The organism is Borreliella yangtzensis (genome assembly GCF_014201775.1).
Lineage (GTDB): Bacteria > Spirochaetota > Spirochaetia > Borreliales > Borreliaceae > Borreliella > Borreliella yangtzensis.
The window spans coordinates 72,515-86,669 of record NZ_JACHFG010000001.1 but is presented as its reverse complement, the minus strand read 5'-3'; the positions used below and the strand labels follow the sequence as shown (position 1 = coordinate 86,669).

Here is a 14,155-nt window from a genome sequence, read left to right as displayed (position 1 = left end):
AATAAATTATAAATAAAAACTATTTTAAAAAATTTCCCAACTCAACAGACGCAATAAATCCTTCAGCAGCAGCAGTAATGGCTTGAGCATAAAGTTTATTGCTAACATCTCCACATGAAAAAACGCCATCTACACTTGTTTTAACAACATCTTTAGTTACAATAAACCCCTCTTCATCTAAATCTAAAAATCCCTTCAAAAATTCTGTATTTGGTTTATAGCCAACAGCCATAAATACAGCATTCGCTTCTAATTCATAAACAACATCATCTTTTTTATTAAAAATTTTAACCGAAGAAACAGAAGATTTACCATCTACTTCTATGGCTTCTGAATTATACAAAATTTCAACATTAGACAATTTTGCAACACTATCTCTTAACATAGCAATAGCTCTAAGATAATCTTTTCTTACAATAATATAAACCTTATCGGCTAATTTACTTAAATAAATTGATTCTGAAAGGGCAGTATTGCCCCCACCAATTACTGCAACCCTTTTCCCTTTGAAAAGGTGCCCATCGCAAATAGCACAAACCGAAATACCCTTATTCCAAAATAAATCCGAATTTTTAAGAGTTTCAAGTTTTTTGGGTTTTGATCCGGAAGCAATAATAACAGCTTTACTTTTATAAACATAATTTTCTGTATAAAGGTAAAAAATACCATTATCCCTTTTTATATACAAAACAGTTTCAATAAAAGTTTTAGCCCCAAGATTTACTGCTTGCTCTCTCATATTTAACATCAAATCTCTGCCACTTATTCCATTTTTAAAGCCAGGATAATTATAAACTTCTGTGGTTGTAGTAAGCTGTCCCCCAGGTTCAGGGCCCTCCAAAATAGCAACCTTATAATTGCTCATAACAGAATAAATCCCAGCTGTTAATCCAGCCGGTCCAGATCCTATAATTATTACATCTTCAATAAATTCTGCCTCTTTTTGAGATGAATTTTCCTTTTTAGTCAAATTTACATCAATGGTTTCAAATTTTAACATATCTAAACTTCAAGTATCTCTTAAAAATTTTACTACAAATCTTAAAATTACTGAAATTAATATTCAATACCTAAGATTGACTCATAAGTTTATCGATATTAACCTCAAACACAGAGCATGGAATAAAAATGCCAAAATTATTTAAAACATAAGGTGAAATTTCACCAAAACTACCCACATTAAAACCTTTAATCAAAATATCTGCTCCCCTGCCATTAATATAAATAGTGGCTTTTGATTCTCTTAAATTAATCTCAATATTTAAATAATAAAAAAAAGTTGCAACAATTGAATTAATCTCATTAAAAGAAATTTCTTTACCAGACATCAAAAAAGCTAAATTGGTAAAAGTGCTTGTTCCCTCAATAGTATCCAAATTCTTTAAAGCCACCTTACCAACTTCAAAAATTTTATGTGGATAAGGGAAATTAGAACTAATACTTTCTGATTTTAACAAATTAGGAATTATTGATGCTCTAATATATTCATAATTCTCTGTCATTGGATTAGACACTTTTAAAAAATTTAGATCATTAGCATTCATTCTATCAACAAAATCTTTCTTAGAGCCCATATAATTATAAATCATCTCTTGAAATCCCATACCTACCATTAAATTTCTAACATTTCTTGAAAACTCTTCCAAAGAACTAAGCCTTCCCACTGTAAAGGCCTTGGGAAGCTCTGGATGAAAGCTTGCAAGACCTTCCCCTATCATTACATCTTCAATTATATCAACCTCATGAAGAAAGTCGTTTCTATAAAAAGGTGGAATAACATAATTTTTTAAATCTCTAGAATAAGAACTTACTCCCATTTTTTTTAAATTCAGGCAAATACGTTCTAATGTCAAATTGCTTCCAAGCAGTCTATTAACATTTTTTACATTAAACTCTACTTCTTCTTGAAAATAATAAGGACATACTAATTCTTTAAAACCTAAACCAAAAGGCTCTCTAAATACAGTTTTTACAGGCAAAATTTCAAAACCCATATCATAAAAATCACAAGCTACTACAGATAACGCCAATAAAGTTGCTTCAAAATCAATACCTGTAACCTCTACAAATAAATCAGTATCGCCAACCTTTAAAGATCCAATATCGTTAGAATTAATTATTGGGGGATAAGAAACTACATTGTTATTATTATCTAATAATAACGGATATTTATCAAAATTTTTAATAATATGAGAATATTCCAATCCTTTGGGATGCTTTTCATTTATTTCTAAAAGAGAAAGTTCACAATCCATTCCCAAAGGAACAAACTTGTGACTAGGAGATGAAGCAACATAACTTATTGGAAATTCAATAAAATTAGAATTATACAGTCCCATTGCAACTCTTCTTCTTTTTTGTCCATAATTTTGACAAAGTTTTTCTTGAAATTGAATTAGTGTTTCAAGCATTTTATCATCAATAATCAATCCTTTTGCTAAAAATCCAAAAATAAACGGTCTAATTTTAAACATTTTATTATCAACTAAAATTTCACCATAACACTTTTTGAAATCTCCTTTTTTTGAAAAAAAATCATAATAAGGAATTTCTCCAAAAAAATACGTTTTTATTTGACGAGCAAGTCCTATATAAGACCACAAATCTGGTCTATTTGTATCATTAAATTCTATTTTGATTTTTCCCGAACTTTCATCAAATCCATCAAACTCTGCTTTAAATGGTTCAAGTAATTCTGAAATTTCTAAATTTGTAAAATTTTTTCCTATTTTATCTAAAAAAAGATTTTTGTAAATTTCTACCTTTGGCATCTCATCTTTCCTCGCCTTAAAATAACATCACCAATATCATAAGTAAAAAGATCTCTTATATCATTTAAACCCAAGTGCATTAAAGCCATTCTATCTATTCCAATCCCCCAAGCAATAACAGGAAGATCAATGCCCAAAGGCTTTGTAACTTCTGGCCTAAAAATTCCACTTCCTCCAAGTTCAAACCAACCAAGAACAGGATGTTTTACATGCATTTCAATCGACGGCTCAGTAAAGGGAAAATATGCGGGAACATATTTAACTTCTGTAGCACCTGCAAGCTCTTTGGCAAAAATTTCAAGAAGACCCAGCAAAGTTTTAATGTTAGCACTATTTTCAATAACAATACCCTCAGTTTGATAAAAATCAACTCCGTGAGTTGCATCTACTTGATCATACCTAAAACATCTAATAACTCCGAAATATCTGCCTGGGTTTTTGGCATTAATTAATTGTTTTGCAGAAAGAACGGTACCCTGAGTTCTTAAAACTAATCTCTTAGAAAGATCTTCACTAAAACTATACCTCCAACCTCTTGAACCTGTTGTATATCCTGTTTCATGAGCTAGTTTTACATTATAAAAATAAGGTTCGGGTAAAGATTTTTGCATACTAGGATCTGAAATATAATAAACATCCTTAATGTCACGAGAAGGATGAAATTGGGGCATAAAAAGAGCATCGTTGTTGAAAAATTCTGTTTCTACTAAAGGGCCGTCAAACTCCTCAAAACCAAGCCCTACTAATTTGTCTTTAATTTTAGAAATATAATCTAAATAAGAATTAAAGCGCCCAATAAAAGCTTTAGCTGGTGGAATATAAATATTGTAAGCTCTAAATTTTTTATTTTCATATGTTTTATTTTTTAAAATTTCGGGAGTAAGCTTAGTAAGCTCATCTCCTGTCAATTCGCTTTTCATTAGAAAATTTTTCACTTCCAAACCAAAACTAGATAATCTAAACTTTAAATCAAGTCTTTCTATTATTTTAAAAAATACAGAATCTGCTCCTTTTTTCTTAGAAAAATTTGATATCAATAAAAGCTCTTCGGTTGTCAAACTTTCTCTAATAAGATCGCTATTTTTTGCTCTTTCTAATAATACACGTATTTTTTGATAATTAGCCTCTATGCCATTTAAACAATTTATAATAATCTGTTTATTTGAATCAATAGAAAGAATGCCTTCCTTTAATAAATTGCCAAATGCTTTTCTTACCTCTTTAACATCAAGATCAAGCTCTAAAGCTAAATTTGAAGCCAATACTGCCTTTCTAGATACCAGATTTATTATTTTTTCATCAATAAATCCATCTCTTAAAACACTAAGCCCTCTTTCTGTTGCTTTATAAAATACATTTAATTTTCTATAAATTTCCTCAATAATCCTTTTAGAATTTAACCATTCAATTGTTTTATTTGCTTGACCCTCATTAAATCCCAACTTTTCAATAATAATTGAAGCAGAAATATTTTCCCCTTTTTCATTATTCAAAATTACTTTTATCTCAAGAGGATGTAATGTTTTTATTAAATTTAAATCTGACTTCATAAATATAACCCTTAATCACCTTTGTTACTTATACCAAGCTCTAAAATAAGCTCAACTTCCCCAATAGATAATTTAGTAGCTCTAGAAATTTCTTCAGCGCTCCATCCTTGCCTCATTAATTTTATTACAGAATCTCTAACAGTTTCATTATTAAGACCAACATTATCTTGATATTTAGAATCTGTTTTGACCAGAATGCCAAGAGTTTTTATTCTCTCTTCTGCTGCAATATTCAAATTTTCTAACCTTGTCTCAGATTTCACTACCTTCTCTCTCATAGTTAAAGTATTTTTCAACCTATTTTCAATATCTAAGAGTATTTCCTTTAAATTTTGAGCATTAATCAAAGCTTCTTCTGATAACCCTTTGTTTAATAAAAGATTTGAAACAGCATTTTCCATGTCCTTGAGATTGTTCTGGAACTTAGCACTCTCTTTACTTAAAGTATTAAATCTTTTTTCTACCTCATTTATTAAATCAAAGTTTTTATCAACAGACTCTATGGTACTTTTTAATATACTCTCCTTATTGCTAATTCTTTCATAATTATCAAGAATAGTTCTCTGCTCGTCAGCTATCTCTTTTATTTTGGCTTTATAAATTTGCATTTCATCATAAGATTCGATTAAGCTCTTATATCTACCATCAAATGTAGCGTAAAATTCAAAAAATCTATTAAAATCATTCTTAATAGCTTTAATAGATTTCTGTTCCAACTTTAACTCATTAAAAGTTTCAATAATACCTAATGTTTCTTTTTGAATACTATAGAACTCTTTGTTAACATTTTCAAAATTATTTTTATATTCATGAGCAACATCTATCTCGCTTTTTAAAGTTTCCCATAATTTTTCTAACTTGTCCTTAAGAGAGTAAGCCTCTAAAAATATCAAATTATTTTTTTCAAGCTCAGCATCTAACTTTTTAAAATTTTCGACTTGAAAATTTATTTTATTATAACTCTCTTCAAATTTTTCTCTCAAATCAGATTTATATTCAACCAAATTGTCTTTAATGTCACTAACAAATTTATTAAACTTAACATCACAATTCAATATTTTAGATTCAAGTTCTAAAATATTGGTATCAACTTCTTTTAATAACTCTTTATGATTTTTCCTGAATTCAACTTCAAATTTATCAATTTGCTCTTGTAAGTCATTCTTTATAGTTTCAATCTCCAGCGTTGAATGTTTTAAACTTTTTTTAAGCTCATCCTCAAATAAACCAAAATCTGATTTTATAGACTTAGAAAAAGAATTATATTCATTCTCAATTGATGCCTCAATATTAGCCCTGTATAAACTAATTCTTTCGGAAAATTCTAAAATACTTTTATGCATTAATTCAATTTGACCTTCAAAACTTTCTTTATCATTAGAAATTACATCAACCATTTCTTGCCTTACTTTATCAAGATTAGAAGACAAGATAGTAAATTCATGCTCTAATTTTTGATTAAGCTCAAAAATTCTATCTTCAAGATTCTTTTGCTGAGTCAAAAATTTCACTTCTGCTTGGACCAAAATGTCTTCGGTTTTCTTATTAACCCTTTCATCTATATTTTCTACTTTAAAATCAACAAATTTTTCAAGATCTAAAACTTTAAGGTTTAATGACTCACCAATATTTTTAAAATCAAGATGTACTGATTGTTCAATTTTCTTAGCCTCGCTTTGCAAATTGCCAAAAATCTCTTCAGCCTTAATCTCAAAATCATCTTTAAAAGATTTTAAATCAAGTTTAACATTAATAATATCATTCTCAAATGATTTAATCCCAAGTTCAGCAAGATTTATTTTCTTCTCTATTGCACCATAAGATTTTTCTTGCCAATTTTTTACATCATCTTTAATATTTAAAAACCAAGAATCAATAATATTTTGCTTATTATTTACAAAATTAATAAATTCGTCTACTTTCCCAGTAATATTGGTTTCAATTAAAGCTATTTCACTCTCAATATCTTTTTTTTTAGAAGAAAATTCTTTAGTAAAATCTAAATAAAAATTTTCTTTATCATTTTTCATTTTTTGTTCAATATCTAAATGGAAATTTTGGATAAGTTCTGTTTTGTTTTCCAAATTTTTAGACAAATTATATTCTAAGCTTTGAATTTTATCATTATATGAAGCAGCAAAGTTTTCCAAAGAATATTTAAGCTCTTCGCCTCTAATTTTTAAATCTTTAAAAAAATCTTCTTCTAACAGCTTAAGATGAGACGAAACATTGTGATAAGACTCTTCTTTTAATCTAATAACATCCTTCTCAATATTATTTAAATTAGATTCGAGATTTTTAAGATTTTTTAATTGAGATTCAAGTTCTAAAATCATCTCTTTATTTGAATGTTTAAATTCTTCACTTAAAGTTGAAATATAAGAATTTGATCTATCTAAAAACTCATCATGCATATCAACATACTGTTTCTCAAGGCTATCATATTGACTTAAAGCTAAATTATCAATAGCTTTGATTTTGTTGTCAATTTTGCTTTCCAAATTCAATTGCTCTTTATTGCACCTCTCTTCAAGTTCAATGTACTTAAGATTAAAATCATTAGCTATTTTATCAATACATCCATTTATCTTATCATTCAAATTTTTCTCTATGCTATCAAAAGTATTCTCAATCGATTGTAAAGAATCAATTTTTTTATGAATTTCATTTTCATACTTTACAATATCATCATCAATTAAAGTGTTTACCTTTTTTATACAAACCTCAAAATGATTTTTTATATTCTCGTCAACATTTGCCTTAATCTCTACAAATTGAGAATTTATAACACTGTAACAATCTTGAATTTTATCTTGTAATTCTTTTTCAAGGTCTAAAATATCTTTCGATCTTCGCTCTATTATCTCAAAATTATGATCCATTTCAGAAATCTTAATTTGCAAATTTTCATCATTATTTGTAAGTGTTTTATAGATTTCATCTCTAATTTTTGAAATAGCTCCCTCACTTTCAATTAAAAAAGTAGAATATCTCTCTTCAAAATTACTCTCAATAAGTTTAAATCTTTCCTTATAAAGATCATTTAAAAATTCAGACTTAGTCTCAATATTATTTTTAAGATCATTTGTTATCTCTCCAAACCTCTCTTTTGCTTGCATAATATCACTATCAATCATTCTTCTATAATCAATTGCTTCCTCTAATTTAGATTTATAATACTGCTCAATCTCTTTGACAAACTCACTAATTTTTGCTTCTCCATCATCTGTTAAATCTTTAACTTTTAATTCAAATTTTTCAACTTGATATTTTGATACATCAAAAGATTCTTTAAGTTTTTGAAGATTTTCATCCATACCTCTACTAAGACTATCTATTCTATCTGTTAATCTTCTGTTTAGATTTTCAATCTCATTCATTATTTCATTTTCAAGTTTACTAGAAATCTTTTCTGAATACCCTCTATAATTAGATATTACCTCATTATATTTTCCATTAATTTCTTTGTTTATATCATTAAACTTTACACTAAGAGAATCAAGAGTAATGTCTATATTAGCCTGAAAAGAAGCAATATCGGTTCTTTTATCCTGCAAAAGACTATCAACCTCTTTAACAAATTCCTCTGAATTATTTAAAACTACAGCAAACTTTTTTGACAAATTTTCCTCAAGGTCTTTAGTTTCTTTATTAAAATGGTTCATTATATCTTGCAAAAGCTCGTCAGAATATATAGAGCCTTGATTTCTAAACTCATCTATTTTCTCAAGATAATAACTCTCAAGACTTTCTATGGAAAATTTAAGATCTTTAATTTTTGTAGTCACCTCAGAATCTATTAAATCCAGATCCACTTTGCCCGAAGACAATAAATTTTCAATTTTAACAGTTATTTCGTTTAATTTGCCCTGCCAATCACTAAGCTTGCTGTCTATTTCATTATTAATTGAATCTTTACTATTTAAAATATCTTTAGAAATTCTATCTAAAAAATCATCAATTTGCTTTTGATTATCTGATTTTATATTAGAGACAATTTGCAGTTTTGATTCAATAAACTCATTAAGATCAGATTTAAAATTATTCAAAATATCTTCTGATTCGATCTTAAAATCTTTTAATTTATAATCACACTCTTCAATTTTACTTATAACAAAATTATTCTTATCATCAAATTTTTTGTTCAAATCCTCAAGCATAAATACACTTTTATTTTTAATTATTTCGGTTTGCCTATTAATAAATTCTTTAATTTCTAATATAGCCCCATCACTTTGTGAATATGACATATCCTTTAATTCTTTATATTTTTCTATAACCAAGCTCTCAATATCACCTGTTTTTAACAAAACATATTCCATCCTATCATTAACATCTTTTTCTAAATTTTCTATTTTTAAAGTAGCAGACGAAAGTAGCTCTTCACTAGAAATCTTAATATCAAGTAATGATTTATTTAAAGCAATAAGCTCATCTTTCCAACTACCATGCATATCAATAGCTTTTTTCTGAATATGCTCTGAAAGATCATTAAAAACATTCTCACTAAGCTCTATTCCTTTGTCTTTTTGAATCTGAATTAAACTTAAAAATTCCTCATTTGTTTTATTTATTTGAGATTCAATGTTTTTTAAATTAGAATCCATTTCACCATGCCACTTTGAATATTGAAGCTTACTTTCCTCTAGCTGACTAACAAAAATATTTACTTCATCGTAATAACGATCCTTAAACTCTAATATATTTTTCCCAATTTCATCTTTAATGTTATTTAAACTAGTGTTAAAATCTTGCTTTAAAATTTCTTGTTTTTTTTCAAAAAAATTCCAAAAAGATCCAATTTCATTTTCTAATTTTTTATTTAAATCTTGAAATTCTTGATAATTATTAACTGCTTCTTGAGAGAGTACATCAAATTTCTCACCATAAATTAAAGAAAACCCATCCATTTCTGATGTCAATTTATCTGTAAAGCCTTTATATTTAGATTCCATTTGATCTTTAAATTTGGAGCTGCTAGAATCCAAAGATTCAAAAAGATCCTTATACTTGGCATTTATATTATCACTTAAATTTGAATAATTATTATTAAGTCTGCCATCAATTTCTTCAAAATTAAAAATCAAATTATCATTAAGCTTAACAAGCTTTTCTTGAATATTAGAATCAACATCTAAAAGTTGAGATTCTAATTGCATTTTAAGTTGATTAATATCACTTTTAAAACCTTCACTAAATACTTCAATATCTTCTCCAAACTTATTTTTAAATTGAAGATACATTCCATTAGAATCATCTTCAAGTCTCTTCATTAAATCAATAGCACCTACCTGAACACTTTCCATTTTAGAATTCAAATCTAACAAACTAAGCTCTACTCTTTCTCTAATATTTTTATCAACTTGACTTATTTTATCTTCATAATCCTCATAAATATTTTTAAGATTCAGCTCAAGTTGAGATCTAAATTTATCAAAAACATTATCAACCTGCTCCTCATACTTTCCCATCTCTATTCGTATTGACTCTTCAAGAGAATTAATCCTTGAATAAACATTGTCCTTGAAAGAAGAACTCATAGAAGAAATTTCATCATCTACCAAAATTAATTTACCCTCAAGTTTATCTTGAATTTCCTTAGAACGATCATCAACGTATGTAAAAATATCCTTAAATTTATTTTGCAATTCTTCATTCAGTCTATTTAAAATAAAATCTTCTTTCTCATTAATTTTATTTTTTACACTCTCCATAATAAGCTCTATAGAATCTTCTATTAACTTGTATTTATTTTCATAAAAACTAAAAGAACTTTCTATCTCTTTGTTATATTTGCTAATATTAAATTCAACTTTTTCAAGAAAATCGTTAAATTCTAAATCTAATTTCTCATTCCCCTTAACTAAAATATCTTTTTTTCTCTCTTCAATATTTGTCAAATCTTTTGAATAAAGATCAATCTCTTTATTCAAATTATCCATTTTTAAAACAAGATCCTTAATATTAATATCAAACTTTTCCCAACTAGCAATTTTAATAGATTCAAGATTTTCTTTATTAGTCTTGTCAAATTTTTCTAACACTGAATTTAAATTTGATTCAACTGAATCAATCTGAGTATTAAATCCTTTTAAAGTTTTTGAAAGTTTATCTACTATTTTCCCATCAACTTGCAATCTTTGTATATTCTCTTGAACCTTAAAGGTCATTTCATCAAGATCCTTAAGCATGGAATCATGATAAGCTATCTTTTTTTCAACCTCTGCAAAATCATTGCTTTTGTTTTTAATCTTTTGCTGAACTTCGTCAATCTTTTTTATTATTTCTATACTAGATCTTTGATAAGCTTCCATATCAACAGCAAGATCATTAATTTCTTTTGTTTTATCTTCAATAAAATCTTCAAGATTAACCTTTGCAAGATCAATGAACTTTTTAATTTTATCTAACGCTCTAGAACGTTTATCATATTGCCTATAGACAAACAAAACTATTGAAACCACAAAAAGGTTAACTAAAATAGTTGCAAAATCTATCATAAAATATTTTACCCATATTCTATATATTCAAACGTATATATTCTCTTAAGTCTTTATAATTATAAAAAATAAAATCTATAATCCTTTTGCAATTTATATTTTTTTTTGAAAAAAAAGCTGCTTTCATTGAAACATTTTTAGCACCCAAAATGTCATATTCATAAGAATTTCCTACATACAAGATACTATTACTACTTAAATTTAAATCCTCAATAATTTTTAAAAAAGGTGTTTTATGTGGTTTTAAATATCCGGTATCTTCTGAAGAATAAAGAATATCCCAAAAACTATCTTGAATTCCCAATAAATTTTTGACACGGCCCAAAATAGGAAAATCTGACATTACACCCAATTTCATTCCCTCAAATTTAAGCCAATAAATTAAATCTTGAACCCCAGGATATGGTTTAAGCTTTTTAAACTTATCGCTAAAATTTTGACTGTAATATATTTTATTTAATAAAAAAGCACACCGTTTCTCATCAAGATTTAAATGCTCCGCAAGCATTTTAACCTGAAGAGAAAATAATTCATCCCTATTTGAAGGCGAGAATTGATTATTTTGTAAAATTCGTATCTTTTTTCTAACCTGTTTAAAAGCTAAAAAAAACTTGACATTAGTAAAAAATTCAAAAAACATTAATTTATTTCTATCCACCTCAGGATACAAAGTGCCATCTAAATCAAATATTACAGCTTTAATCATGGTGTTTGATTATTTGCCTTTATAGGTATAGGTACTATCGATAAATTTTCAGGAGCCTTAACTCTAACTAAATGAATATAAGATTTTGGATATCTTTTTTGAAGAGACTTGATTGAAGTCTCGGCATTAACCTCATTAACAGAAACTCTAAAAATCCTGTTTTCATCAAGAAATGGAAGAAACAAAACAACATGTTTATGAAGCACCATATTTGATAAACTACCAACACCCGTGCTAATAGATCCAAAATAAATATATCCAGGCTCATCTAAGGCCAAACTATATAATAAAAACTCTAAATTTTCAATTTTATAGCCACGATTGTCAATATAATCAAAAAATTTAATATTATTAACATCATTTTCTTTAACTTTAGATAAATTCAAATCTGCATCAATATTACTTATTCTATAGGCAATATTACGAATCCAATCAAGACCAAAAAAAGGATCCTTATTAAACTCCTGACTTTTAGTAAAAACACTACCTCTAACGCCAATATGTTTAAGCTTAAGATCGTTAATTTTTAAAAGTCGTCCCGTCATTGATTTATAAATCGAATCTGCTACCCATTTAACAAATCCTGAACAATTAAATCCCACAGCATCTTTTTGCAATAACCCAGTTTTTATATGTACCATTTTACCAGTCTCATCCATTGCGCCATCAATAACCTCGGCAATAGGGAAAGCTGCAAGAGCTTTCCTTAAACTAATTGCCATATTAAAAATATTTTTATAAATATCAAAATATTCAGGAATAAAATACCTAAAATCAATAACCTTGGAAATATAATTTATTATATTTCCAAGAGAAATTACTGCAATGTCTTCAATCTTAAAAGGCAATCTAACATCTTTATAAATTAAAGTATTTACTAAATAAAAATCAGCACTAGAAGAAAATTTTGCAGACTTTATTCTAATAAATGTATCACCTCTGTTTATAAAAAATATTTTTATCTGCTCAATGCCGTCCTTGCCTACTTTAATTACATAAGACCCTGGAAAAATATAGTCCACATTCTTTTTTTTATTAAAAAAAGAATAATAAACATACCCAGAAGAAACTGCACTTGAAACTTCAATGTAATAATTTTCTGTAATAAAATGTTTTATTGGACTTATTTTTTTTTGCACATAGCTTGAATTAAAATATTTTGAATACTTAGTCCTTATATCAAAATCATAAAAAAAACTCTCAAGCGCAAAAAGATTTAGACTCTTCATTATTAAGAACAAAAATATATATCTCACTTTAAATCTCTTATTTTCTCCCTCAATTCTACTAAAATTGGAATGTTTTTATATCCAATTTTACGTAAATTGTTTACTAAATAATTATAGTAAGAATTTGGGAAATTCTTTACTTTATTTGCAAAAAGAATAAACTTAACAGGATTAGCACTAATCTGTGTAATGTATTTTATTTTATGAGAAATATTTAAATGATAATCTTTGATCCACAAATTCAACATTCTATTTAAATCTGAGGTACTGGTTTTAAATTCAAGCTGATTTTTTAACTTAAAAGCTTCTTTAAAAAGAGAATTCAGGCCTATCTTCTTATGAACAGAAATTCTAAATATAGGAGCAAAATTTAAAATAGGAAAAAAAAATTTCACACGACTCTTTAAGGCTTCAAAATAACCTTTAGATTCTCCCACAAGATCCCACTTACTAAACACAATAATAATTCCTTTCCCCTTTTTAGCAGCATAATGGGCAATCTTCTTATCCTGAGAAGTCAATTCTTCTTTAACATCAATCAATAAAAACACAATATCCACCATGTCGATTACTTTTAATGCCCGATTAACAGAATAATATTCAACAATTCCATTTACTCTTGCCCTTCGCCTTATCCCAGCTGTATCAATAATCTCAAAAACTTTCCCATTTTTAGTGAACTTAGTTTTAATAAAATCTCTAGTAGTACCAGGTTGATCTGAGACAATTGAAATTTCATTTCCAGATAAATAATTAATAAGGGTAGATTTACCTGAATTGGGTTTACCTATAATCCCAACCTTAATATCAACTTCTTCACCCTCAAAATTAGCCTTACCAACTTCTAACTTTAAAAAATCTCTAAGCTTGGTAATACCTCGGCAATGAGCCGCACTAACCAGAAAGTAGCGCTTGAACCCCAAATTATGAAATTCATGAGCTAAAATTTCCTTATCTTTAGTATCTACTTTGTTTAAAACCAAAATTACCTTACTACCATATTTCCTAAGCTTTTCAATAATCTGATAATCTTCAGGTAAAATTTCATTAACATCTAAAACCAATAAAATTAAATCAACTTTTTCTAAAGAGCTTAAAACTTTTTGCACAACAATTTTACTAATCTCATCTCTTAAGATAGTAAACCCACCAGTATCAATTAATTTAAAACTAAAAGACCCAACCTTACAAACCTCTTCAACTAAATCTCTAGTAACACCGTAAGTACCCTCAGTAATACTTCTTTTTGTATCTAAAATTCGATTAAATAAAGCAGATTTCCCAACATTTGGTCTACCAACAATAAGAACCTTTTTATAACTAAGCAAAGAAAAAACACCTCTTTATTTATTCCGATATTTCCATTATAATATCAAATATTAATATTTATGCCAATTGC

Annotated in this window: 7 protein-coding genes; all 7 read right to left on the bottom strand. The window is 27.3% G+C overall.

Annotated elements, in window-relative coordinates; all coding sequences use genetic code 11:
- Window positions 1–19: 19 nt before the first annotated feature.
- Window positions 20–1,000 carry a thioredoxin-disulfide reductase gene (trxB, locus tag HNP68_RS00485; RefSeq protein WP_183219330.1) on the bottom strand — a complete coding sequence of 327 codons (981 nt, stop codon included), beginning with the start codon at window positions 998–1,000 and terminating at the stop codon, window positions 20–22.
- Between the two features lie 70 nt (window positions 1,001–1,070).
- Window positions 1,071–2,771 (bottom strand): phenylalanine--tRNA ligase subunit beta, encoded by a 1,701-nt coding sequence (gene pheT, locus HNP68_RS00480; RefSeq protein WP_183219328.1) that lies wholly within the window; start codon window positions 2,769–2,771, stop codon window positions 1,071–1,073.
- Window positions 2,759–4,321, bottom strand: a complete 1,563-nt coding sequence (gene pheS / locus HNP68_RS00475) for a phenylalanine--tRNA ligase subunit alpha (protein ID WP_183219326.1) — start codon at window positions 4,319–4,321, stop codon at window positions 2,759–2,761. Before pheS ends, pheT begins: the two co-directional genes overlap by 13 nt.
- An 11-nt stretch (window positions 4,322–4,332) precedes the next feature.
- Window positions 4,333–10,821 carry a SpiroCoCo family coiled-coil protein gene (locus HNP68_RS00470; protein WP_183219324.1) on the bottom strand — a complete coding sequence of 2,163 codons (6,489 nt, stop codon included), beginning with the start codon at window positions 10,819–10,821 and terminating at the stop codon, window positions 4,333–4,335.
- Window positions 10,822–10,840: 19 nt separating this feature from the next.
- A complete protein-coding gene (locus HNP68_RS00465) occupies window positions 10,841–11,527 on the bottom strand; it encodes an HAD family hydrolase (protein ID WP_183219322.1) in 687 nt (228 codons plus the stop codon).
- Window positions 11,524–12,783, bottom strand: a complete 1,260-nt coding sequence (locus HNP68_RS00460; RefSeq protein ID WP_183219320.1) for a hypothetical protein — start codon at window positions 12,781–12,783, stop codon at window positions 11,524–11,526. Before HNP68_RS00460 ends, HNP68_RS00465 begins: the two co-directional genes overlap by 4 nt.
- A complete protein-coding gene (der, locus tag HNP68_RS00455) occupies window positions 12,780–14,084 on the bottom strand; it encodes a ribosome biogenesis GTPase Der (RefSeq protein WP_183219318.1) in 1,305 nt (434 codons plus the stop codon). Before der ends, HNP68_RS00460 begins: the two co-directional genes overlap by 4 nt.
- Between the last annotated feature and the right edge of the window lie 71 nt (window positions 14,085–14,155).